This window comes from Pseudonocardia halophobica (assembly GCF_027922425.1).
In the GTDB taxonomy this organism is placed as follows: domain Bacteria; phylum Actinomycetota; class Actinomycetes; order Mycobacteriales; family Pseudonocardiaceae; genus Pseudonocardia; species Pseudonocardia halophobica.
Genome location: NZ_BSFQ01000003.1, coordinates 247,094 through 268,107, shown reverse-complemented (window position 1 = coordinate 268,107; position 21,014 = coordinate 247,094). Strand labels below are relative to the sequence as shown.

Sequence of the window (21,014 nt, the reverse complement as noted above, 5' to 3'; positions counted from 1 at the left end):
CCTGCGGGCCGTCGCGCCTCGGGTCGCCCTGGTCAGCGTGGGTGCGGGCAACTCCTACCGGCACCCGAACCCGGGCCTGCTGGACCTCCTGGAGGCGTCGGGGGCCGTCGTGCGGCGCACGGACCAGTCGGGCGACGTGGCCTTCACGCGCGACGACCAGCTGGTCGCCCGCGGGGACCCGCTCCCGGCCCCGCGTCGCTCCCGTGCGGGTCGCCGCACCCGGCGCCGGGCATCGGGGACGACGACGGGCCCGGAGGAACGCTTCCTCCGGGCCCGGTCGGGGTCCTGGCGTGTCGGGTCAGCGGCCCTCGAGCGCCTCGCGGACGGCCTTGCTGGTCGACGGAACCGTCGCGGTCGGACGGGCGTGGGCGGACACGGCGTCGAGGGTCTTGAGCCCGTCGCCGGTGATCAGCAGGACGGTTTCGGCGTCGGGGTCGATCTTGCCGGCCTCGATCAGCTTCTTCGCGGTCGCCACGGTGACGCCGCCGGCGGTCTCGGCGAACACACCCTCGGTGCGGGCGAGCAGCCGGATGCCCTCGACGACCTCCTCGTCGGTGACGTGGCCGACGGCACCGCCGGTGCGGCGCACGGAGTCGAGGACGTAGGGGCCGTCGGCGGGGTTGCCGATCGCCAGCGAGCGGGCGATGGTGTCCGGTCGGACGGGCTGGATGAAGTCGTGGCCCTCCTCGAACGCCGAGGCGACGGGCGAGCAGCCGGTGGCCTGGGCACCGAAGATCTTGTAGGGCTTCTCGTCGACGAGCCCGAGCTTGACGAACTCGCCAAAGCCCTTGTCGACCTTGGTCAGCTGCGAGCCGGAGGCGACCGGGACGACGATCTGGTCGGGCAGGCGCCAGCCGAGCTGCTCGGCGACCTCGTAGCCCAGGGTCTTCGAGCCCTCGGCGTAGTACGGGCGGACGTTCACGTTCACGAACGCCCACTCCTCGTGCTCCGCGGCGAGCTCGGTGGCGAGGCGGTTCACGTCGTCGTAGTTGCCGTCGACGGCGAGCAGGGTGCCGCCGTAGACCGCGGTGGTGGTGATCTTCGCCTGCTCGAGCGAGGAGGGGATCAGCACGACCGAGTCCCAGCCGGCGCGGGCGGCCGCCGCGGCGACGGCGTTGGCCAGGTTGCCGGTGGACGGGCAGCAGAGGACGGAGAAGCCCAGCTCGCGGGCGGCGGCGAGGGCGACGGCCACGACCCGGTCCTTGAAGGAGTGGGTGGGGTTGCCGGTGTCGTCCTTCACCCAGAGCTTGCGGACCCCGAGCTCGGCGGCGAGCCGGTCGGCCTGGATCAGGCGGGTGAAGCCGGGCTCGGTGTTCGGGAAGGACTGAACGTCCGCCGGGACGGGGAGGAGGTCCTTGTAGCGCCAGATCGACTTGGGGCCGGACTCGATCGACTCCCGCGTGACCTGCGGGAAGTCGTAGGCGATCTCGAGCGGGCCGAAGCACTGCGGACACGCGAACTCCGCGGCGAGCGGCGTCTGGTGGCCACACTCGCGACAGGACAGGGCGCGCGCGGAGCCGAGGTCGAGGGTGGTGCTGGCAGGCGTGTCTGCAGTGAGAGTCATCAGATCTCCTCATCTGTCCCGCTGGCGCGGGCCGGAATTGGCACCTGGTCCGTCGACGTGCGCGCACCGAGCGGTGCGCTGCGCGGATCGTCGTTCGACGCCGGTTGCCGGGGCTTCGTCGGGCCGTTCCCTCTGCCCCTCTGGATGAGCCATATGCGATTGTGCCGAGCGGGCTTCGTGCGCGGAGCGAGCGCGGCGTCCGGATTGATCCGGATGACATGCACGTTACGGCACCGGCCCCGGTCCCGGCCAGCCGCACTCACCATCTGGGAGCCGTGTCACGGACTGTCGGTGCCGTGCGCGACGATGACCCGCGGGCCCGGCACGCCCGGGCCCCGGTGCGCGGCACCGCGCGACGCGTGCGAGAGGAGCCCGGCCCATGCCGGCCACGAAGCCGCCCGCTCCCGTGCAGCTCATCGTCGGCGAGGAGGAGCTGCTGGTCGAGCGGGCCGTGAGCGAGATCCTCCGCGCCGCCCGGGCGGTCGACCCCGAGGCCGACATCCGCCGGTTCCGTCCTGCCGAGCTCACCCCGGGCGAGCTGGTCGGGTACCTGAGCCCCTCGCTGTTCGCGGAGGGCCGGGTCGTGGTGATCCAGGGGGCCCACGAGGCGGGCAAGGACCTGGTCGCCGCGATCATGGCCTACGTGGCCGAGCCGGCCGACGGGATCGTGCTGGTCGCGGTGCACGCAGGCGGGGCCCGCGGCAAGCAGCTGGCCGACGACCTGCGGAAGGCCGGCGCGGCGGTCACCAAGTGCGACCGGCTGACCCGGGCCGAGGAGCGCGCCGACTTCGTGCGCGCCGAAGTGCGGCGGGCCGGCGGGTCGATCACCGCCGAGGCCGTGAGCGTGCTGCTCGAGGCGGTCGGGTCGGACCTGCGGGAGCTGGCCTCGGCCACGAACCAGCTGGTCTCCGACACGGGCGGGCAGGTCGACGGCCAGGCCGTGCGCCGGTACCACCGCGGACGCGCCGAGTCGTCGGGCTTCGCGGTGGCGGACAAGGCGGTCGCGGGGGACCGGGCGGGTGCGCTGGAGGCGTTGCGCTGGGCGCTCGTGCTGGGCGTCGCGCCGGTCCTGGTGGCCGACGCGCTGGCCGACGCCGTGCGCACCCTCGCCAAGGTCGGCGCGGCCGGCCGGGGCGACCCCAACCGCCTGGCGGGCAGTCTCGGCATGCCGCCCTGGAAGATCCGCAAGGCGCAGGGGCAGGTGCGGGCCTGGCGACCGGCGGGCCTCGCGACCGCCATCGCCGCGACCGCGCAGGTCAACGCGGACGTCAAGGGTGCGGCCGCCGACCCCGCCTACGCCCTGGAGCGCGCGGTCCTCGCGGTCGTCGACGCCCGCGGCACCGGCTGACCCGCGGCAGCGAGCCAGAAAGCGCCGAGCAGCGCCTCTCCGACGCGTCACGGAGCCACAACGCCCACAGGTACGCCCTCCACCGCGTGATGGAGTCCTGACGCACCAGGAGTACGAACCGGCCGCGCCACCACCTGAGAACGCGTCGACGGCACTGCCCCACGGGAAAGGGCAGTGCCGTCGACGGAACGCTCGACCGGAAAGACCCGGGAGCTTCACCGGGCGCGCGACCGCGCCCGAGGACTCACGCGCCGATCTTGGTGATGCGCTTGGCGATGGCCGACTTGCGGTTGGCGGCCTGGTTCTTGTGGATGACGCCCTTGCTGGCGGCCTTGTCCAGGGCGCGAGCGGCGGCGCGCTGCAGCTCGACGGCCTTCTCGGTCTCGCCGGCCTCGGCGGCCTCGCGGAACTTGCGGATCGCGGTCTTGACCGACGACTTGACCGACTTGTTGCGCTGACGGCGCTTCTCGTTGGTCTTGACCCGCTTGATCTGGGACTTGATGTTCGCCACGCTGGTGTGCCTCGAGTCTTCCTGGTGCTGGGTACGTATCGGGGGGCTCTGGCGACCCCGACCGGTTCTCCACCGATGCGAGCGAGCACGCCGAGCACTCGGTCGTCCATGCTACAACCCGGCGCGGACGGCCCTGCACGGGCCCGCGCTCCGCGGGCCCACGGAGCCAGGATCGCACAGCGAGGACCCTCTCGGCGGGCGGAACGCGGCGCTCCGCGACGGACCCGGCCGGTCGTGTCCGTAACGCGGACGTAGCATCGCTCCGTCTGGCTCCGGCCAGGCGAAACGGTCAAGATGACCCCCGTGAGCCGAGCAGTGGACCGCAGACCAGCACGGGCGGGCGGGAAACCCGCACAGGACGACGGGACCGCTGCCGCAGCCGGTGCGGGGACGAACGGGGCCGGCCGGGTGACCGGCTCCGCGCTGTTCGACGGGTACCTGGAGCCGGACCGGCCCCACCCCGACGCGTTCGACGAGATGTTCAACGCCGACGGCAGCGTCCGCGCCCCGTACCGGCACCTGCACGACGCGATCGCGCCGACGGCCGCCGCCGACCTGGCGGCGCGCTCGGAGGCGCTCGACCGGGCGTACATGGACCAGGGCATCACGTTCAGCCTCTCGGGCAAGGAGCGCCCGTTCCCGCTGGACATCGTGCCGCGGGTGATCAGTGCGAGCGAGTGGAGCCGGCTGCAGCGCGGGATCGTGCAGCGGGTGAAGGCCCTCGAGGCCTTCCTCGCCGACGTCTACAACGACGCCCAGATCGTCCGCGACGGCGTGCTCCCGCGCCGGCTGATCACCAGCTGCGAGCACTTCAAGCGGGCCGCGCACCTGCTCAACCCGCCCAACGGGGTGCGCATCCACGTCGCCGGCATCGACCTCGTCCGCGACCAGGAGGGCACGTTCCGGGTGCTGGAGGACAACCTCCGCAACCCCTCCGGCGTGTCCTACGTGATGGAGAACCGGCGCACCATGGCGCGGGTCTTCCCCGACCTGTTCACGCGCCAGCGGGTCCGCGCGGTCGCCGACTACTCGACCCATCTGCTGCACGCGCTGCGCGCGGCCGCGGCGCCCAACGTCGCCGACCCGACGGTCGTCGTGCTGACCCCGGGCGTCTACAACTCCGCCTACTTCGAGCACTCGCTGCTGGCCCGGCAGATGGGCGTCGAGCTCGTCGAGGGCCGGGACCTGTTCTGCCGCGACAACGTCCTCTACATGCGCACCACCGAGGGTGAGCAGCAGGTCGACGTCGTGTACCGCCGGATCGACGACGACTTCCTCGACCCCCTTCAGTTCACGCCGACGAGCGTGCTGGGCGTCGCGGGGATCATGAACGCCGCCCGCGCGGGCAACGTGGTGATCGCCAATGCGGTGGGCAACGGCGTGGGCGACGACAAGCTCGTCTACACCTACGTCCCGCAGATGATCAAGTACTACCTCGACGAGAAGCCCGTCATCCCGAACGTCACGACCTTCCGGTGCTGGCTGGACGAGGAGCGCGGGCACGTCCTCGACCGGCTCGACGAGCTGGTGCTCAAGCCGGTCGAGGGCTCGGGCGGCTACGGCATCCTCTTCGGCCCGAACGCCACGGCCAAGGAGCTGCAGAAGGCGCGCAAGGCGATCCGGGACGACCCCCGCGGCTGGATCGCCCAGCCCGTCGTGCAGCTGTCCACGGTCCCGACGAAGGTCGACGACCGGCTGGTGCCGCGGCACGTCGACCTGCGGCCCTTCGCGGTCAACGACGGCGAGGACGTCTTCGTGCTGCCCGGCGGCCTCACCCGGGTCGCCCTGCCGAAGGGCAGCCTCGTGGTGAACTCCAGCCAGGGCGGCGGCTCGAAGGACACCTGGGTGCTGGCGGCGAGTCGGTCGAGCGAGGCCGAACGGGAGCTGGGGGAGCGCGGGATCGCGTCGTCCGCCCCGGCCCGCGGTCCCGCCGCCGAGCAGGGCCCCGAGCTGACCCTCGGCCAGCAGCAACAACAGCAACAGCAGCAGCAGCAGCAGCGACAGCAGCAGGGCCGCCAGGTCCAGGAGCTCGGCGGGATGCGCCAGGAGCAGGTGATGGGCTGATGCTCGCCCGCAACGCCGAGTCGCTGTACTGGATCGGCCGCTACGTCGAGCGCGCCGACGACACCGCGCGAATCCTCGACGTCTCGGTCCACCAGCTTCTCGAGGACGCCACGATCGACGTCGACGCGGTCGCCCGCCGGCTTCTCGGTGTCATGGGCGTCGACCCCGGCACGGACGAGCCGCTCGACGCCTTCTCGCTCACCGAGGTGCTCGCCTACTCCACCGCGACCCTCGGCTCGATCGTCTCGTCGATCTCCAGCGCCCGGGAGAACGCCCGCGGCGCGCGCGAGGTCGTGTCGTCGGAGATGTTCGAGTGCCTCAACGCCACCTGGAACGCCCTGCCCGAGCGGCAGCGGTACGCGCGCTGGGTGGGGCCGCACGCCTTCTTCAGCTACATCGAGGACCGGGCGGCGATGTTCTCCGGGCTGGCCGCCTCCACGATGAGCCGGGACGACTCGTGGCGCTTCTACCTGCTCGGCCGCTCGGTCGAGCGGGTCGACATGGTGGTGCGGCTGCTGCTGTCCCGCGTGTCGGACCGGATGAGCTCGCCGGGCTGGCTGTCGGTGCTGCGCTCGGCGGGCGCCCAGGACACCTACCTGCGCACCTACCGCGGCGCCGTCGACGCCGTGCGGGTCGCGCAGTTCATGCTGATGGACCGGCTCTTCCCGCGGTCGGTCTTCTACTCGCTGCGCGAGGCCGAGACCTGCCTGCAGCAGCTGGACCAGCGGCCGACGGCACGGGTCGGGGCGAAGGCCGAGGCGCTGCGGCTGCTCGGCCGGGCGCGCAGCGAGCTGGAGTTCCTCCGCCCCGAGGAGCTGCTCGACGACCTGCCCGCCCAGCTCCTGTCCCTGCAGGAGACGATCCAGAAGGTCGGCGAGGCCGTCTCGCTGCAGTTCTTCCACGCCGCCCCCTGGGTCGCGTGGACCGCGCCGGAGGTGGTCTGAGGATGGGCTGGCGCATCCGCGTGGTGCACGAGACGGGCTACAAGTACAGCTCGCCGGTGCACGAGACCTACAACGAGGTGCGGCTGACCCCGCGCAGCGACACCCACCAGAACGTGATCGTCAGCCGCGTCGAGACGGTGCCGGCGACCCGCGCGTACCGGTACGAGGACTACTGGGGCACCCAGGTCACGGCGTTCGACCTGCACGCGCCGCACAAGGAGCTGCTGGTCACCGGCACCTCGGTGGTCGAGACGGGCGACGCCGGCGAGCCGGTCCGCGAGGCGAGCTGGGAGGACCTGGCATCGGAGGCCGTGCGCGACCGGTACACCGAGATGCTCGAGTTCACCGAGTACGTCGGGCGGGACGCGGAGCTGGCCCGGATCGCGAAGAACCTCAAGCGCGGCAAGGACCCCGTCGACGCCGTGCTCGCCGCCTGCGAGCGGGTCCGCGACACCATGACCTACCAGGCGGGGACGACGGGCGTGCACACCTCGGCCACCGAGGCCTGGCAGGCGGGCAAGGGGGTCTGCCAGGACTACGCGCACCTCACCCTGGTCCTGTTGCGCGAGATGGGGATCCCGGCCCGGTACGTCTCGGGGTACCTGCTGCCGCGCCAGGAGGTCGCGGTGGGCGAGACGGTGTCCGGGCAGTCGCACGCGTGGATCGAGGCGCGCACCGGCGGCTGGTGGGGCTTCGACCCGACCAACGGCATCCCGATCGGGCACCGGCACGTGTGGGTCGCCGTCGGCCGCGACTACGCCGACGTCTCCCCGCTCAAGGGCATCTACTCCGGCGGTACCGCCGAGGCGCTCGACGTCTCGGTGCACATGACGCGCCTGGCCTGAGACGCACGAACGGCGCCCTCGCTCTCATCAGCCATGAGCGGGAGCGCCGTTCGCCGGGACGCGTCAGGCGGCCGCGGGGGCCTCCGCGACCTGCTTCTTCCCGCCGACGAGCAGCGAGACCGGCAGGGCGACCGTCGCGATCACCGCGGCGCAGAGGAACGCCGCGCGGGCGCCGGGGACGTCGGCCGCGACGCCCGGCGTGGCCGCGAACACGACCATGAGCGTGACGAACAGCGCCGTGCCCGCCGCGCCCGCGACCTGCTGCAGCGTGGCGAGGATCGCGCTGCCGTGCGAGTCGAGCTCGCCCGGCAGCCGGCCCAGCGCGTCCGTCATGAGCGGGGTGAACATGAACGACAGCCCGATCACGAGCAGGACGTGCATGCCGATCAGGATCGGGACCGGGGTCGAGGCACCCACGGTCGTGAAGCCCCACAGCGACAGCGCCAGCACCGCGGTGCCGGGGATGACGAGCGGGCGGGCGCCGACGCGGTCGTAGAGCCGGCCGACGAAGGGGCCGAGCAGACCCATCACCAGGCCGCCGGGCAGCACCGCCAGCCCGGTCACGAACGCGGAGACGCCGAGCACGTCCTGCAGGTAGAGCGGCAGCAGGATCAGCACGCCGAACAGCGCCATCATGCCGAGCACGACCAGCACCAGCGACACCGCGAACGGCCGGAAGCCGAGCGGGCGCAGGTCGAGCAGCGCGCGCCCCTCCCGCTGCAGCCGGAGCTGCCGGAACACGAACACGGCGAGCGCGACCAGCCCGATCAGCGTGGGCGCCCACGGCGGCAGCAGCGCCTCGCCGCGCGCGGACTCACCGATGCTGGAGAGCCCGAACACGAGCCCGCCGAAGGCCAGCGCCGACAGCACGACGGACGGCCAGTCCAGCGGGATCCTCCGGGTCTCGCTGTCGAGCCGCAGCCAGGTGGCGCCGGCGGCCAGCGCCAGCAGCGCGATCGGCAGGATGACGATGAACATCCACCGCCAGCCCAGTGTGGACAGGATCACGCCGGAGATCGTCGGGCCGACGGCCGGCGCGACGGCGATGACCACCGTGATCGTGCCCATCGTCGCGCCGCGGCGCTCCGCCGGGACGAGCCGGATCACCGTGGTCATCAACAGCGGGATCATCACGGCGGTGCCGAGCGCCTGGACGACCCGCCCCGTCATGAGCACGCCGAAGCCGGGCGCGAGCGCCGAGATCAGGGTCCCCAGGCTGAAGAGCGACATCGAGGCGAGGAAGACGGTGCGCGGGGTGAGGCGCTGCAGGAGGAAGCCGGTGATCGGGATGACCACCGACATCGTGAGCAGGAAGCCCGAGGTCAGCCACTGGGCCGTGCCGACCGTGATCCCGAGGTCGGTGACCAGGACGGGCAGCGCGACGCTCATGATCGTCTCGTTGAGGATCATGACGAAGGCGGAGCCCACCAGCAGCCAGACGACCGTCGACGCCGACCGGGGCACCTCGACGGAACTGGGGGGTGCGTCGGGCGCGGTCATGCGGGGTTCTCCGATCGGGGGACGGCGTACGTGGATCTCACGTACGTACTGACGCTATCCGGGCCCGAAGGTCATCGGCCACGCGGTTTCGCGGTGCGCGGACACCCGTACGGACACCTGGGCGGCCGATTGCCCCGCAACTGTCGGTGGGGGCTCGTAGGGTGCCCCCATGACCGTCGTCCTGGTGCACGGCAACCCCGAGACGCCCGAGGTGTGGGACCTGCTCGTCCCGCACCTGGATCGCGGGCCCGTGGTCCGGCTCGCCCCGCCCGGGTTCGGCGCGCCCGTCCCGGAGGGCTTCGGCGCGACCGTGCTCGAGTACCGGGACTGGCTGATCCGGGAGCTCGAGCCGATCACGGCGGCCGAGGGCCCGGTCGACCTCGTGGGGCACGACTGGGGCGGCGGCCACGTGGTGAACGTCGCGACGGCCCGGCCGGACCTGCTGCGCAGCTGGGTGTCCGATGTCGTCGGCATCTTCGACCCGGACTACGTGTGGCACGAGCTTGCGCAGGCGTGGCAGCAGCCGGGCGTGGGTGAGCAGACGGTCGCGGGCATGCTCGCCGCCGGTCCGCTCGCGCGCGCCGAGCGGCTGACCGGGTTCGGGATGGCGGCGCCCGTGGCCGAGCGGATCGCGGCCGCGTTCGACGAGCCGATGGCCGACTCGATCCTGCGCCTCTACCGCTCCGCGGCGCAGCCGGTCATGGCGGAGCTGGGCAAGGACCTGGAGGAGGCGGCCGCGCGGCCCGGGCTCGCGCTCGTGCCGAGCGAGGACCACATGGTCGGCACCGAGGAGCAGCGGCACCGGTCGGCCGCCCGCGCCGGTGCCCGCGTCGAGGTGCTCGCCGGGCTCGGGCACTGGTGGATGACGCAGGACCCCGAGCGTGGTGCCGCAGTGCTGAACCGGTTCTGGGCGGAGGTCTGAGCACCACGCGCGTCGCGGCGCTGGTCGACGGCCTCGCCCTGCAGGGCGCTGGAGGCCTGAGAACCGCTGGAGGCCTGAGAACTAAGCCGGCAGCAGGGCGAGCGCGGCGTCGAGGACCTCGGGGACCTCGACCCCCGCGAGCACCGTGGCCTCGTGCCCGCAGCTGCGGCCGAGGTACGGGTCGCCGCACACCGCGCAGCGGCTCTCCCAGTCGACGACCACCCGGTGCCGCGCACGGAACAGCGGGCTGACGTCGACGAGGTTGGCCCGGGTGAACACGCCGACGGTCGGGGTGCCGACGGCCTCGGCGATGTGCCGCGGCCCGGAGTCGTTGCCCACCACCAGGTCCGCCCGCTCGAGCACACCCACCAGCCCGTTCAGGTCGAGCGTGCCGACGAGGTCCACGACGGGCGCGTCGCCGAGCCCGGCCCGGACCTGCTCGCCGAGCTCCAGGTCGGACTTCCCGCCGATCACGGCGACGCAGGCGCCGCGCTGCTCCGCGAGCGCGCGGCCGACCTCGCCGAGCCGCTCGGGCGGCCACCGGCGGCTGATGTCGGTCGCGCCCGGGTGCAGCACGACCAGCGGGCCGTGGAGGGCCGGCAGGGCGGCGTCGGCGGCGGCGCGGTCCGCGTCGGTGACCGCGAGCTCCGGGCGCAGCGTGACGGGCCGCGCCCCGACGAGGTCGACGACCTCGAGCCAGCGCATCACGTCGTGCTGGAAGGAGGTCCAGGGAATGGTCCGGGTCAGCGCGAGGGCGTCCTCCGCGCGGCTGCCCGCCGTCACCCGGGCGCCGAAGCGCAGCAGCAGCGGGTTGGCGTTGCCGCCGCCGCCGTGCAGCTGCACCGCGAGGTCGAACTCCCGGGCCCGCATCGCCGCGCAGAACTCCTCGACGACCTCGGGTGCGTCGTCGGGCGGCCCGCCGACCTCCCCGCGCACACCGGAGACCCGCGGGGCCTCCAGCACCTCGTCGACCGGGAACGGACGCCCGCGCAGCAGCTCGACGACCGGCGCGGAGGTCGCGAGCGTGATCGAGGCGTCGGGGTAGGCGGCGCGCAGGGCCGCGAGCGCGGGCTGGGCGACGAGGGAGTCACCGAGGCCGTTGGCGCGGAGCACGGCGATCCGCCGCACCCCGGGGAGCAGACCATGATCGGGCACGGCGGAGGGATGCCCGCTCCCGCGGCCGGCACACACCCCCGCCCGGGTGGCGCGGGTGTCGCGGGGGCGTCGGGCCTCCTACCGTGGACGGGTGCGCAGCGACGACGTGCGGACCGCGGCCGCCGCCTGCACCGGCCTGCTCGGCGGCGCGCTGCAGCGGGACTGGTCGGCGCGGGCGGGCACGCTGGACATGACGGTGTCCGAGGTCGTCGCGCACGTCGCGCGGGTGCTGCACTTCTACGCGGTGGACCTGGCGGGCGGGCCGGCCGAGGTCGACGTCGTGGAGCTGCGGGTGCACGCCGACCGGCCCCCGACGACCCTGGTGGCGGCCGTGCGGACGGGGGCGTTCGTGCTGGCCGCGACGATCGACGCCTGCGACGACGACGTCCGCGGCTTCCACCCGGACGGTGCCGCCGATCCGTCGGGGTTCGCCGCGATGGCCTGCGACGAGCTGCTGGTGCACACCGACGACGCCGCCCGCGGGCTGGGCCTCGCCTTCGAGCCCGACGCGCACCTCGCCGCCCGCGTCGTCCGCCGGCTGTTCCCGTGGGCGCCGCACGACGAACGCTCCTGGCCCACCCTGCGCTGGGCCAACGGCCGCGCGCCCCTGGGCGCGCGGCCGCGGCTGGAGAACTGGCGGTGGCACTGCGCCCCGCTCGAGGAGTGGGACGGCAACAGCCCCACGACCCCGTGAGTGCCGACTGCCCCTAGAGGGTCACCGGCCACCCACGACCCCTGCTGAGCAGGTCTTTCAGGGGGTGAGCGCGGTCTCGGCCGCGCGGTCCACCCGGCGGTGGTAGCGCTCGCCGGCCTTACCGCCGACGACCGCGCCGATGAGTGCGACGACCGCCGCGATCAGCAGCGCGATCACGCCGGACAGGGTCAGCGACTCGCCGGAGATCGCGACGCCGGGCACGCGCAGCGCGGCGAACAGGCTGTCCGTGGTGCCGGTGACCGCCGAGGCGATCGACAGGGCGACCGTGACGACCAGGCCCATCGCCCACACCGCGACGCCGTTGCGGGCGCCGTCGAACCGGGCGAGGCGGCCGGCGACGTAGCCGCCCGCGTAGTAGGCCAGCAGCATCACCACGACCGCGACGATCCCGCCGGCGACGCCGAGCATCCGCGGGTCTTGCCCGGGCCCGCCGCTCATGTCCGGCGACACCCCGGCGAGCCGGACGACGAGCGAGGCGAGCGCGCCGAGGAGCACGGTCAGGCCCACGGCGACGAGCCAGCCGAAGAAGGCCGACCCGATCTTCAGCCCGCCGAACCGCTCGTGCTGGTACTCGTGGGCGGCGGTGAGCGCACCGCGGCTGGTGTAGTGCTGGGCCAGGTCGGCGTCGGGTTCGCGGCGCGCGGGGGCGCTGCGCAACGTGCGCCGGTCGATCGGCACGGTGATCCCGCGGTCGTCGGGTGCGGCGCCGCTCAGGGGGATGGTGCGGGCGCCGCCGAGCCGGGGCTGCACGACGCCCCACGGAGTGCCGTCCGGCCCGTCGACGACGCTCGTGAGCTTCCCGACCGTGTTACCCGACCGCCCGCGCACGGTCCGTCCGACCCACTCGCCCGGCCCGGCCGTCCCGTGGGTCCGCGGGAACTCCCGGGTCGTGGGGTCGGCGGCGGGGTCCGGTCCGGGCCCGGTCGGGGCGGAGCCGGCCGGGGCGCCGGACGACGAGGGGGTACCGGTGCTCACGGAATCCATGGCGGCGGATACCCGACGGTGGTCCGTCCCACACGTGCGCGGGCCTGCGCGGCCCGATCGGACGACGTGGGACGATGGAGGTGACCCCGTACCGGAATGGATGTCTGAGTGACGACGTACGCCGACCGCACGTTCACCCCGCCGGAGCGCATCCGGAACTTCTGCATCATCGCCCACATCGACCACGGCAAGTCGACGCTGGCCGACCGGATGCTGCAGATCACGGGTGTGGTCGAGGAGCGCGCCATGCGGGCGCAGTACCTGGACCGCATGGACATCGAGCGCGAGCGCGGCATCACGATCAAGGCGCAGAACGTCCGGCTGCCGTGGACCGTCGACGGCACCGACCACGTCCTGCACCTGATCGACACCCCCGGCCACGTCGACTTCACCTACGAGGTCTCGCGGGCGCTGGAGGCGTGCGAGGGCGCGATCCTGCTGGTCGACGCCGCGCAGGGCATCGAGGCGCAGACGCTGGCGAACCTCTACCTGGCGCTCGAGAAGGACCTGACGATCATCCCGGTCCTCAACAAGATCGACCTGCCCGCGGCGGACCCGGACCGCTACGCGGCCGAGATCGCGCACATCGTCGGCTGCGAGCCGGAGGACGTGCTGCGGGTCAGCGCGAAGACGGGCATGGGCGTCGAGGCGCTGCTCGACGAGTGCGTGAAGCAGATCCCCGCGCCCGTCGGCGACTCCGACGCCCCGGCCCGCGCGATGATCTTCGACTCCGTGTACGACACCTACCGCGGCGTCGTCACCTACATCCGGGTCGTCGACGGGAAGATCGTCCCGCGCGAGCGGATCAAGATGATGTCCACCGGCGCCACCCACGAGCTGCTCGAGGTCGGGATCGTCTCCCCGGAGCCCAAGGCCACCGAGGGCCTCGGCGTCGGCGAGGTGGGCTACCTGATCACCGGGGTGAAGGACGTCCGGCAGTCGAAGGTCGGCGACACCGTCACCTCCCAGCGGCGCGGCGCCACCGAGCCGCTCACCGGCTACCGCGAGCCCCGCCCGATGGTCTACTCCGGCCTCTACCCGGTGGACGGCTCGCAGTACCCGGACCTCCGCGAGGCGCTGGACAAGCTGCAGCTCAACGACGCCGCGCTCACCTACGAGCCGGAGACCTCGGCCGCGCTGGGCTTCGGCTTCCGCTGCGGCTTCCTCGGCCTGCTGCACCTCGAGATCACCCGGGAGCGGCTGGAGCGCGAGTTCGACCTGGACCTCATCTCCACCGCACCGAACGTCGTGTACCAGGTGTTCACGGACGACGGCACCGAGATGACCGTGACCAACCCGTCGGACTGGCCCACGGGCAAGGTCGCCGAGATCCACGAGCCGATCGTCAAGGTCACGATCCTGGCGCCGTCGGAGTTCATCGGCGCGATCATGGAGCTCTGCCAGAGCCGGCGCGGCCAGCTCGGTGGCATGGACTACCTGTCCGAGACCCGCGTCGAGCTGCGGTACACGATGCCGCTCGCCGAGATCATCTTCGACTTCTTCGACGCGCTGAAGTCCCGCACCCGCGGCTACGCCAGCCTCGACTACGAGGAGGCGGGCGAGCAGGTCTCCGACCTGGTCAAGGTGGACATCCTGCTGCAGGGCGAGCCGGTCGACGCCTTCTCCGCGATCGTGCACAAGGACGCGGCGTACTCCTACGGCACCACGATGGCCACGAAGCTGCGCGAGCTGATCCCGCGCCAGCAGTTCGAGGTGCCGATCCAGGCGGCGGTGGGGTCGCGCATCATCGCGCGCGAGACGATCCGCGCGATCCGCAAGGACGTCCTCGCGAAGTGCTACGGCGGTGACATCAGCCGCAAGCGCAAGCTGCTGGAGAAGCAGAAGGAGGGCAAGAAGCGCATGAAGACCATCGGTCGGGTCGACGTGCCGCAGGAGGCCTTCGTGGCGGCGCTGTCCACCGAGTCCACCGCGGACAAGGCGAAGAAGTAGCCGCAAGCAGGTCTCGGCGCAGGGACCGAGGGGGCCCGGCGGCGCTGCTGAGCCGGGTACGGGGGGAGCCGGGGAGCTCGAGGTCGCTGGGGGAGCTCTACTCGGGGTCGGGGTTCGCCAGGTCGTCGAGGAGGCGGGCGAGCTGCACGCGTTCCGGGGTCCGGACGGCGCCGAGTGCGGTGCCCACCCGACGCTCGATGCTCCCGCACACGCGCTCCACGACCTCGCGGCCGCCCGCGGCGAGATGCACCAGCACCCGTCTTCGGTCCACCGGGTCGTTCTGCCGGTAGGCGTGCCCGTCGGCGACGAGGCGGTCGACGACGCGGGTCGCGGTGGGGGCCGGGAGCGCGGTGTGCGAGGCGATCTCACCCATGCTGCGGCCTCCGCCGCGGGCGAGCATCAGCAGGACCCGCCAGCCGTCGCGGCTGACGCCCTGCGCCGAGGTGGCCGGGGTGAGCGACGCCGCGACGGCGCGCTCGACCCGGTCGAGGAGCTCGACGAGACCGGGGACGCGCGGCGCCGGGACGGTCATGGTCCGACCGTGCCCCGGCGCCGTGGGACTAAGTGGCTCAGGCACGATGACCGACTGTACTTGCTGTGCGGCCCGATTGCCGCAGTTCGCGAGGAGAAGACCGCGACAGCAACGTTGCCGGTGTCAGTGCGTGAACACGATCTTGCCCGCTGTGTCCCCGTCCAGCATGGCGCGGAAGCCTTCCTCGGCCCGGTCGAGGGGCAGTTCGAGGCCGATCTCCGGGGTGATGCCGGCGTTGGCGACGAAGCTCAGCAGGTCCGCCAGCTCCTGCCGCGTGCCCATCGTCGAGCCCTCCACGCGGAGCTGGAGGAAGAACAGGCGCTGCAGGTCGGCGCCCGGGTTGGGCCCGCTCGTCGACCCGCAGCAGATGATCGCGCCGCCGGGCCGCAGGGCGCGCATGGAGTGCTTCCAGGTGGCCTCGCCGACCGACTCGAACACGGCGTCGACCTTCCCGGGCAGCTTCGCGCCGGACTCGAAGACGGCGTGCGCCCCGAGCTTCTCGGCGAGGTTGCGCTTGTCCTCCGTGCGTCCGGTCACCCAGACCGTCATCCCGGCCGCGCGACCGAGCTGGACGAGCGCCGTCGAGACGCCGCCGGACGCGCCCTGCACGAGCATCGTCTGCCCGGGGTGCAGGCCGGACTTCGTGAACAGCATCCGGTAGGCGGTCAGCCACGCGGTGCCCATGACGGCGGCCTGGCTCGCGGTGATGCCGTCGGGCTTGGGGACGGCGTTGCGCTTCGGGACCGCGATGTAGTCGGCCATCGCGCCCTGGTGCTTCTCGGTGAGGAGCGTGCGCTTGGGGTCGAGCGTCTCGTCGCCGCTCCACGTCGGGTCGCCGATGATCGAGTGCAGGACGACCTCGGTGCCGTCCTCGAGGGTGCCGGCGCCGTCGCAGCCGAGGATCATCGGGAACTGCTCGGGCTTGATGCCGACGCCCCGGAGCGTCCAGAGGTCGTGCATGTTGAGGCTGGCGGCGGTGACCCGCACCTTCACCCAGCCCTCGGGGACCTCGGGGTCGGGGCGCTCGCCGACGGTCAGCGAGTCGAGCGGAGCGTCGGCGTTGGGCTCAGCGGCGTAGACGGCGAACATGCCCAGAACCTAACCCGCCGGACCCGGCGCTACCGTGTGAACCGTGGCGAGGGCGATCGCGGACTGGTGGGACGCAGTGGAGCTGTGGCTGACGCAGCTCGCGTTCCCGCTGCAGGTCGGGCTGGCGATCGTGGTGGTGCTGCCGCTGTGCTGGGCCGTCGCGGGGCTGCTGGACCGGGCCGCCGGTGTGGTGACCGACGCCCTGGCGCGCCGCAGACGACCCTGATCAGGGGGCCAGGTCCCGCCACTCCGGGATCGGGGTGTCCCGCACCTCCACCCCCGCGGCGCCGCACGCGCCGGCCAGCGCGGAGAGCACCTCGGAACAGCCCGCGTCGACGCGCAGGGCGGCGAGCGGGTCGCCGCGGGTCTCGCCCCGGTTCACGATGACCACCGGCACGTCGTGCTTCGCGGCGTGCTTCACGAACCGCAGGCCGGACATGACGGTCAGCGAGGAGCCGGCGACCAGGAGCGCGCCGCCCGCGGTCCGCAGCGCGTCGACCATCGCGTAGGCGCGGACCACCCGCTCCTTCGGCACGTTCTCCCCGAAGAACACGACGTCGGGCTTGAGCGGCCCGCCGCACGTGGCGCAGCCGACCAGCCGGAATCCCTCGGTCCGCTCGAGGAGGACGTCGCCGTCGGGCGCGGTCTCGATCTCGGGGCCGACCGAGTCGGCGAAGCCGGGGTTGGCCGCCTCGAACCGCTCCTGCAGCACGGCGCGCGAGCTGATCTCCCGGCAGGCCAGGCAGACGACGTCCGCGATCCGGCCGTGCAGGTCGATCAGCTCGCGGTGGCCGGCCTCGCCGTGCAGGCCGTCGACGTTCTGCGTGATCAGGCCGCGGAGCACGCCGCGGCGCTCCAGGTCGGCGAGGGCGAGGTGCCCGGGGTTCGGCACGGCCCGGCGCATCCGGGCCCACCCGACGTGGCTGCGCGCCCAGTACCGGCGCTGCGCCGCGGGGCCCGACACGAACTCGCCGTAGGTCATCGGGCGGCGCAGCGGCGAGCCCGGTCCGCGGTAGTCCGGGATGCCGGAGTCGGTGGAGAGCCCGGCCCCGGTCAGGGCGACGAGCGGGCGCCCGGCGAGCAGGTCGAGCGCCTCGTCGAGGGGCGCGGCCAGGGCGTTCTGCACGATCTCCAGGGTACGTGGCGCGAATGTGCAATGCGCGGCGCTCGGGGCCGACGAGGCTGGGGGTCATGACCGATCAGACGCTGTTCACCGACGCCGTCGACCTCGCCGTCGCGACGATCCGCGGCGCCGCGGCCGGCCGGTACGCCGACCCGACCCCATGCTCCGACTACACCGTCGCCGACCTGGTGAACCACCTCGCGTTCGGCTTCCTGCTGGCCCACCACTCGGCGACCCGCGAGCCCTGGCCGGAGTCGTGGACGGCCGACTCGCGGGCGCCGTTCCTGCGCGACCTGCCCGAGCCGGAGTGGGCCGCCGCGGCGGAGAAGGAGGGCGCCGCGGCCGCCGCGGCCTGGGCCGACCCGCGCGTGTGGGAGGGCGAGTCGCACCTGGGCGGCGGGCCGATGCCCGCCGCCGCGATCGGCGCGATGATGACCGGCGAGTTCGTGGTGCACGCGTGGGACCTCGCCGTGGCCACCGGGCAGCCGTTCAGCGTGTCCCCAGCACTCGGCGACGCCGCGCTGGAGGCGATGAGCGGCATGGCGTCGATGGGTCGCGAGGCCGGGTGGATCGGCGCCGAGGTGCCCGTCGACCCCGCGGCGCCCGCACTGGACCGGGCGCTCGGGGTGAGCGGGAGGGACCCGGCCTGGCGGCCGTGACCCTCAGCCGGGGGTGACCCAGCTGGGCCTGCGCTTCTCGCCGAAGGCGCGGATGCCCTCCTGGCCCTCCTCACCCGCGAAGTAGTCCGCGGACAGCGCGTTCATCTGCGCGAATTCCGCGGACATGGAGCTCGGGCGCTCGCGGCGCAGCAGCTCCTTCACACCCGCGAGCGCACCGGGAGCGCCGAGCCGGAGCATGTCGACGTACCGGGCGACCTCGGCGTCGACCTCGTCGGCGGGCACCGCGCGGTTGAGCAGCCCGATCGAGGCGGCGCGGGCGGCGTCGAAGGTCTCCCCGGTGAGGAAGAGCTCGTGGGCGGCGCGCGGCAGCAGCCGGGGGAGCACGGTCACCGAGATGACCGCGGGCACCACGCCGAGCCGGACCTCGGTGAAGGCGAAGGTGGCGGTGTCCGCGGCCACGGCGATGTCGCAGGCGGCGACCAGGCCGACCCCGCCGGCGCGGGCCGGGCCGGTGAGCCGGGCGACGACGGGGGTGGGCGAGGTCCAGATCGTCTCGAGGATCCGCGGGACCTCGGTGACCCCCTGCTGCTCGGCGCTGCGCCCCCGGGACTCCTTGAGGTCCATGCCGGCGCAGAACACGGTGCCGGTGTGGGTCAGCACGATCACCCGCGCCTCGTCGTCGCCGATCGCGGCGTCGAGCTGGGCGATCAGCTCGCGGCGCAGCTGCGCGGAGAGCGCGTTGCGGTTGGCGGGGGAGTCGAGGGTGATCGTCGCGACGCCGTCGGCGGTGTCGCGGTGGACGAGTTCGCTCACGGTCACGGACCCTACCGAGCCCGCACCGGTCGGGCGCACTCCTCGTCCGGCATCTCGTCGGCGGAGGCGCCCGCGTGCACACCGGTTCAGGCGTCGGCGGTCCCGTGGGCGGCGAGCCAGTCCCGCGCGCGCTTCGCCGAGGCGCGGGACAGCCACGCGTCCTGCACCACCTCGGCGAGCTCGTCGCGGCCGATCTCGTGCAGGCGCGAGGCGCGGATGAGCACCGACGGGTGGCCGTTGAAGTGTGGCGTGGTGAAGAAGGGCGAGCCCGGGTCCTGGACCATCGCGGCCTTGTCCTCGTCGCCGAGGACCCAGAAGACGATCACGTCGTCGTAGCGTTCGCCGGTGTCCGGGTCGACGGCGTCGGGCCGCGGTGTGCGGAAGAAGACGAACGACTTGCCGCCCACCTGGTACACCGCGTTGCCGCCGGTGCCGGCGACGCGCGTGACGTGCGGCATCCCGGCGGCGAGCGCGTGCACGTCCTCGACCCGTGCCGGCCGGTCGTCGACCACGGCCGGAGATGCTGTCAGACCGCGAACAGCTGGTCCAGGTCCGCGAACGCCTTGAACTCCAGGGCGTTGCCGGCCGGGTCGAGGAAGAACATCGTGTGCTGCTCGCCCGGCTCGCCGGCGAACCGGACGTACGGCTCGATCACGAACTCCACGCCCGCGGCCCGCACCCGCTCGGCCAGGGCGGTGAACTCGGGCACCGGCAGGACCACGCCGAAGTGCGGGACCGGGACCTCGTGCCCGTCGACGGGGTTGCGGCCGGCGACGCCGCGGTGTCCCGGGACGAGGTGCGTGACGACCTGGTGGCCGTGCACGTCCCAGTCCGTCCAGGCCTCGGCGGAGCGGCCGCGCGGGAAGCCGAGGAGCTCGCCGTAGAAGCGCCGGGCGGCGTCGATGTCGTCGACCGGGATCGCGAGGTGGAAGGGCGGGCGAACGGTCGTGCCCGTCATGCCACCGGCCGCTCGAAGGTGACCAGCAGGCCCTCGACGCCGCCGGGGCCGAGCCGCCCCTTCACGTCCGCGCTGGTGATGGTCTTGAGCTGCCAGCCGTCGCCGGCCTCGCCGTTGAGGATCTTCTCCAGCTTGTCCCCGGACAGCTTCCCGCCGATCAGGCCCTCGCGGAGTTGGATCACCTTGTACTCGAATCGCCGTGCCATGCATCCGAGCATGCCAGCGGTGGGGCGCGACCGGAGGATTCACGGACACTCGACCGGCGGCCATGATGGAGCCGACGCCCGCCGACGCCGAGGTCGGCCGGCGGAGGGGAGGCGCCCGTGACCGCCGTGTGCACCGCGTCGGGGACCGAGGAGTCCGGCCCGGGGGAGTCCGGCACCGAGGAGTACTCCCTCGCGGGGGTGGCCGAGGGGGACCGCGAGGAGCTCTGGGAGCAGGTCGTCTCGGAGTCGCACGCGCCGATGCGGTTGCGGTTCGCGACCGGCCGGCCGCCGCGGCCCTTCCACGGCGTCGTCCGGCGACGGCGGATCGGCGACCTCGAGCTCGTCGACTGCGAGTCCGACCCCTGCGACGGCGTGCGGCCGCGCTCCCGCATCGGCAGCGCGGACGACGACCTGGTCGGTGTGCTCGTCACGCGGTCGGGCGGCGAGCTCATGATGCAGGGCGAGAACGGACGCCGGCTGCGCCCGGGGGACCTGCTGGTGTGGGAGGGGCGGCTGCCCGCCCGCTTCTCGGTGCGGGGCCGCTTCGCCAAGCGCACCCTGATCACGCGCCGGTCGGCGCTCGACGAGGTCCTGGGCCGCGGCTGGTCGGTCGGGGACCGGCCGCTCGACGGGGCGGAGCCGGCCGCGCGCCTGCTCGTCGCCTACCTCGACCTGCTGGCCGGGTCGGGGGAGCTGCCGCCGTCGGCCGTCGCGGCGGCCCGCAACGCCACGTTGGAGCTGGTCGCCGGCCTGGTCCGGGCCGGCGGCGACGCGCCGCACGGAACCGGGCTGCGCGCGGCGATGGAGGCCTGGATCGACCGGCACCTCGGCGAGGAGATCACGCCCGCGGCGATCGCGGCCGCCCACGGGGTGTCGGTGCGCACGGTGTACCGGGCCTTCGAGTCCTCGGGCGACACGGTCGGCGCGCACGTCCGCGGCCGGCGACTGCTGCGGGCGCGCGCCGAGCTGGCCGCCGGCTCCGTGCCCGTCGCGCTGATCGCCCGGAACTGGGGTTTCAGCGACTCCAGTCACTTCTCGCGGGCCTTCCGCGCCCGCTTCGGCACGTCGCCGAGCGCCTACCGGGCCACCCTGCGGCCCCGATAGGCGCCGGCTGGCAGGGATCGGCCGGTTTCCGGCAGGCAGGTGCATGACTCGGCCCGCCGCGCTCCGC

At 73.5% G+C, this 21,014-nt stretch carries 22 protein-coding genes and 1 riboswitch; of the genes, 10 read left to right on the top strand and 12 right to left on the bottom strand.

Annotated elements, in window-relative coordinates; translation table 11 throughout:
• Window positions 1–298: 298 nt before the first annotated feature.
• Window positions 299–1,564: a threonine synthase gene (gene thrC / locus PKE99_RS05705; protein ID WP_037043414.1), complete on the bottom strand. Its 1,266-nt coding sequence runs from the start codon at window positions 1,562–1,564 to the stop codon at window positions 299–301.
• 6 nt (window positions 1,565–1,570) lie between these two features.
• Window positions 1,571–1,715: riboswitch (SAM riboswitch) on the bottom strand.
• A 228-nt stretch (window positions 1,716–1,943) separates the two neighbouring features.
• Between thrC and holA the strand changes: the two genes are divergently transcribed.
• Window positions 1,944–2,912, top strand: a complete 969-nt coding sequence (gene holA, locus PKE99_RS05700) for a DNA polymerase III subunit delta (protein WP_037043417.1) — start codon at window positions 1,944–1,946, stop codon at window positions 2,910–2,912.
• Window positions 2,913–3,156: 244 nt separating this feature from the next.
• On the opposite strand, the gene rpsT is transcribed toward holA, so the two are convergent.
• Window positions 3,157–3,423: a 30S ribosomal protein S20 gene (gene rpsT, locus PKE99_RS05695; protein ID WP_037043419.1), complete on the bottom strand. Its 267-nt coding sequence runs from the start codon at window positions 3,421–3,423 to the stop codon at window positions 3,157–3,159.
• Between the two features lie 408 nt (window positions 3,424–3,831).
• Here rpsT and PKE99_RS05690 point away from each other — a divergent pair, with 408 nt between their 5' ends.
• From PKE99_RS05690 to PKE99_RS05680, 3 genes are read left to right on the top strand one after another with little or no spacing between them, the layout of a single operon-like run.
• A complete protein-coding gene (locus PKE99_RS05690; RefSeq protein ID WP_231498149.1) occupies window positions 3,832–5,487 on the top strand; it encodes a circularly permuted type 2 ATP-grasp protein in 1,656 nt (551 codons plus the stop codon).
• Window positions 5,487–6,431 carry an alpha-E domain-containing protein gene (locus PKE99_RS05685; RefSeq protein WP_037043422.1) on the top strand — a complete coding sequence of 315 codons (945 nt, stop codon included), beginning with the start codon at window positions 5,487–5,489 and terminating at the stop codon, window positions 6,429–6,431. Before PKE99_RS05690 ends, PKE99_RS05685 begins: the two co-directional genes overlap by 1 nt.
• Before the next feature lie 2 nt (window positions 6,432–6,433).
• Complete coding sequence (locus tag PKE99_RS05680; RefSeq protein ID WP_037043423.1) at window positions 6,434–7,276, top strand: transglutaminase family protein; 843 nt, start codon at window positions 6,434–6,436, stop codon at window positions 7,274–7,276.
• A gap of 63 nt (window positions 7,277–7,339) precedes the next feature.
• Here the strand turns inward: PKE99_RS05680 and PKE99_RS05675 are convergent, their stop codons facing one another.
• Window positions 7,340–8,776 (bottom strand): MDR family MFS transporter, encoded by a 1,437-nt coding sequence (locus PKE99_RS05675; RefSeq protein ID WP_037043424.1) that lies wholly within the window; start codon window positions 8,774–8,776, stop codon window positions 7,340–7,342.
• A 169-nt stretch (window positions 8,777–8,945) separates the two neighbouring features.
• On the opposite strand from PKE99_RS05675, the gene PKE99_RS05670 reads away from it, so the two are divergent.
• Complete coding sequence (locus tag PKE99_RS05670) at window positions 8,946–9,698, top strand: alpha/beta fold hydrolase (RefSeq protein ID WP_037043426.1); 753 nt, start codon at window positions 8,946–8,948, stop codon at window positions 9,696–9,698.
• A gap of 81 nt (window positions 9,699–9,779) precedes the next feature.
• Here PKE99_RS05670 and PKE99_RS05665 read toward each other — a convergent pair whose 3' ends face one another.
• Complete coding sequence (locus tag PKE99_RS05665; RefSeq protein WP_037043428.1) at window positions 9,780–10,853, bottom strand: glycosyltransferase family 9 protein; 1,074 nt, start codon at window positions 10,851–10,853, stop codon at window positions 9,780–9,782.
• Window positions 10,854–10,944: 91 nt separating this feature from the next.
• Between PKE99_RS05665 and PKE99_RS05660 the strand changes: the two genes are divergently transcribed.
• Window positions 10,945–11,547 carry a maleylpyruvate isomerase N-terminal domain-containing protein gene (locus PKE99_RS05660; RefSeq protein ID WP_037043429.1) on the top strand — a complete coding sequence of 201 codons (603 nt, stop codon included), beginning with the start codon at window positions 10,945–10,947 and terminating at the stop codon, window positions 11,545–11,547.
• A 57-nt stretch (window positions 11,548–11,604) separates the two neighbouring features.
• Here the strand turns inward: PKE99_RS05660 and PKE99_RS05655 are convergent, their stop codons facing one another.
• Window positions 11,605–12,543, bottom strand: coding sequence for a hypothetical protein (locus PKE99_RS05655; protein WP_051737133.1), 939 nt, complete (start codon window positions 12,541–12,543; stop codon window positions 11,605–11,607).
• A 117-nt stretch (window positions 12,544–12,660) separates the two neighbouring features.
• Here PKE99_RS05655 and lepA point away from each other — a divergent pair, with 117 nt between their 5' ends.
• Window positions 12,661–14,502, top strand: a complete 1,842-nt coding sequence (lepA, locus tag PKE99_RS05650) for a translation elongation factor 4 (RefSeq protein WP_037043430.1) — start codon at window positions 12,661–12,663, stop codon at window positions 14,500–14,502.
• A gap of 97 nt (window positions 14,503–14,599) precedes the next feature.
• On the opposite strand, the gene PKE99_RS05645 is transcribed toward lepA, so the two are convergent.
• Complete coding sequence (locus PKE99_RS05645; protein ID WP_037043431.1) at window positions 14,600–15,034, bottom strand: MarR family winged helix-turn-helix transcriptional regulator; 435 nt, start codon at window positions 15,032–15,034, stop codon at window positions 14,600–14,602.
• Window positions 15,035–15,157: 123 nt separating this feature from the next.
• Window positions 15,158–16,123, bottom strand: a complete 966-nt coding sequence (locus PKE99_RS05640; protein ID WP_037043433.1) for a zinc-binding dehydrogenase — start codon at window positions 16,121–16,123, stop codon at window positions 15,158–15,160.
• A gap of 43 nt (window positions 16,124–16,166) precedes the next feature.
• Between PKE99_RS05640 and PKE99_RS05635 the strand changes: the two genes are divergently transcribed.
• Window positions 16,167–16,349 (top strand): hypothetical protein, encoded by a 183-nt coding sequence (locus PKE99_RS05635; RefSeq protein ID WP_037043434.1) that lies wholly within the window; start codon window positions 16,167–16,169, stop codon window positions 16,347–16,349.
• On the opposite strand, the gene PKE99_RS05630 is transcribed toward PKE99_RS05635, so the two are convergent.
• Window positions 16,350–17,249: a Sir2 family NAD-dependent protein deacetylase gene (locus PKE99_RS05630; protein ID WP_051737134.1), complete on the bottom strand. Its 900-nt coding sequence runs from the start codon at window positions 17,247–17,249 to the stop codon at window positions 16,350–16,352.
• A gap of 65 nt (window positions 17,250–17,314) precedes the next feature.
• Between PKE99_RS05630 and PKE99_RS05625 the strand changes: the two genes are divergently transcribed.
• The gene (locus PKE99_RS05625) at window positions 17,315–17,905 is read left to right on the top strand and encodes a TIGR03086 family metal-binding protein (RefSeq protein WP_037043435.1); all 591 of its coding nucleotides are present in this window, start codon (window positions 17,315–17,317) and stop codon (window positions 17,903–17,905) included.
• A 3-nt stretch (window positions 17,906–17,908) separates the two neighbouring features.
• Here PKE99_RS05625 and PKE99_RS05620 read toward each other — a convergent pair whose 3' ends face one another.
• The 4 genes from PKE99_RS05620 to PKE99_RS05605 all read right to left on the bottom strand — a co-directional run bounded on the left by PKE99_RS05620 (window position 17,909) and on the right by PKE99_RS05605 (window position 19,843).
• Window positions 17,909–18,679: an enoyl-CoA hydratase-related protein gene (locus PKE99_RS05620; RefSeq protein WP_037043919.1), complete on the bottom strand. Its 771-nt coding sequence runs from the start codon at window positions 18,677–18,679 to the stop codon at window positions 17,909–17,911.
• 86 nt (window positions 18,680–18,765) lie between these two features.
• Window positions 18,766–19,191, bottom strand: coding sequence for an MmcQ/YjbR family DNA-binding protein (locus PKE99_RS05615; RefSeq protein WP_037043437.1), 426 nt, complete (start codon window positions 19,189–19,191; stop codon window positions 18,766–18,768).
• 14 nt (window positions 19,192–19,205) lie between these two features.
• On the bottom strand, window positions 19,206–19,637 hold the full coding sequence (locus tag PKE99_RS05610; RefSeq protein ID WP_037043439.1) for a VOC family protein: 432 nt from the start codon (window positions 19,635–19,637) through the stop codon (window positions 19,206–19,208).
• The gene (locus tag PKE99_RS05605) at window positions 19,634–19,843 is read right to left on the bottom strand and encodes a DUF4177 domain-containing protein (RefSeq protein WP_037043441.1); all 210 of its coding nucleotides are present in this window, start codon (window positions 19,841–19,843) and stop codon (window positions 19,634–19,636) included. The genes PKE99_RS05610 and PKE99_RS05605 overlap by 4 nt, the downstream gene beginning before the upstream one ends.
• 117 nt (window positions 19,844–19,960) lie before the next feature.
• Here PKE99_RS05605 and PKE99_RS05600 point away from each other — a divergent pair, with 117 nt between their 5' ends.
• Window positions 19,961–20,947 carry a helix-turn-helix domain-containing protein gene (locus PKE99_RS05600; protein WP_051737135.1) on the top strand — a complete coding sequence of 329 codons (987 nt, stop codon included), beginning with the start codon at window positions 19,961–19,963 and terminating at the stop codon, window positions 20,945–20,947.
• Window positions 20,948–21,014: the final 67 nt, after the last annotated feature.

What these genes read in the sequence shown, in the direction of transcription:
- PKE99_RS05680 (WP_037043423.1), top strand. Translation starts at nt 6,434, where the DNA reads ATGGGCTGGCGCATCCGCGTGGTGCACGAGACGGGCTACAAGTACAGC.
- thrC (WP_037043414.1), bottom strand. Translation starts at nt 1,564, where the DNA reads ATGACTCTCACTGCAGACACGCCTGCCAGCACCACCCTCGACCTCGGC.
- PKE99_RS05625 (WP_037043435.1), top strand. Translation starts at nt 17,315, where the DNA reads ATGACCGATCAGACGCTGTTCACCGACGCCGTCGACCTCGCCGTCGCG.
- PKE99_RS05670 (WP_037043426.1), top strand. Translation starts at nt 8,946, where the DNA reads ATGACCGTCGTCCTGGTGCACGGCAACCCCGAGACGCCCGAGGTGTGG.
- PKE99_RS05685 (WP_037043422.1), top strand. Translation starts at nt 5,487, where the DNA reads ATGCTCGCCCGCAACGCCGAGTCGCTGTACTGGATCGGCCGCTACGTC.
- holA (WP_037043417.1), top strand. Translation starts at nt 1,944, where the DNA reads ATGCCGGCCACGAAGCCGCCCGCTCCCGTGCAGCTCATCGTCGGCGAG.
- PKE99_RS05610 (WP_037043439.1), bottom strand. Translation starts at nt 19,637, where the DNA reads ATGACGGGCACGACCGTTCGCCCGCCCTTCCACCTCGCGATCCCGGTC.
- PKE99_RS05605 (WP_037043441.1), bottom strand. Translation starts at nt 19,843, where the DNA reads ATGGCACGGCGATTCGAGTACAAGGTGATCCAACTCCGCGAGGGCCTG.
- PKE99_RS05645 (WP_037043431.1), bottom strand. Translation starts at nt 15,034, where the DNA reads ATGACCGTCCCGGCGCCGCGCGTCCCCGGTCTCGTCGAGCTCCTCGAC.
- PKE99_RS05640 (WP_037043433.1), bottom strand. Translation starts at nt 16,123, where the DNA reads ATGTTCGCCGTCTACGCCGCTGAGCCCAACGCCGACGCTCCGCTCGAC.
- PKE99_RS05675 (WP_037043424.1), bottom strand. Translation starts at nt 8,776, where the DNA reads ATGACCGCGCCCGACGCACCCCCCAGTTCCGTCGAGGTGCCCCGGTCG.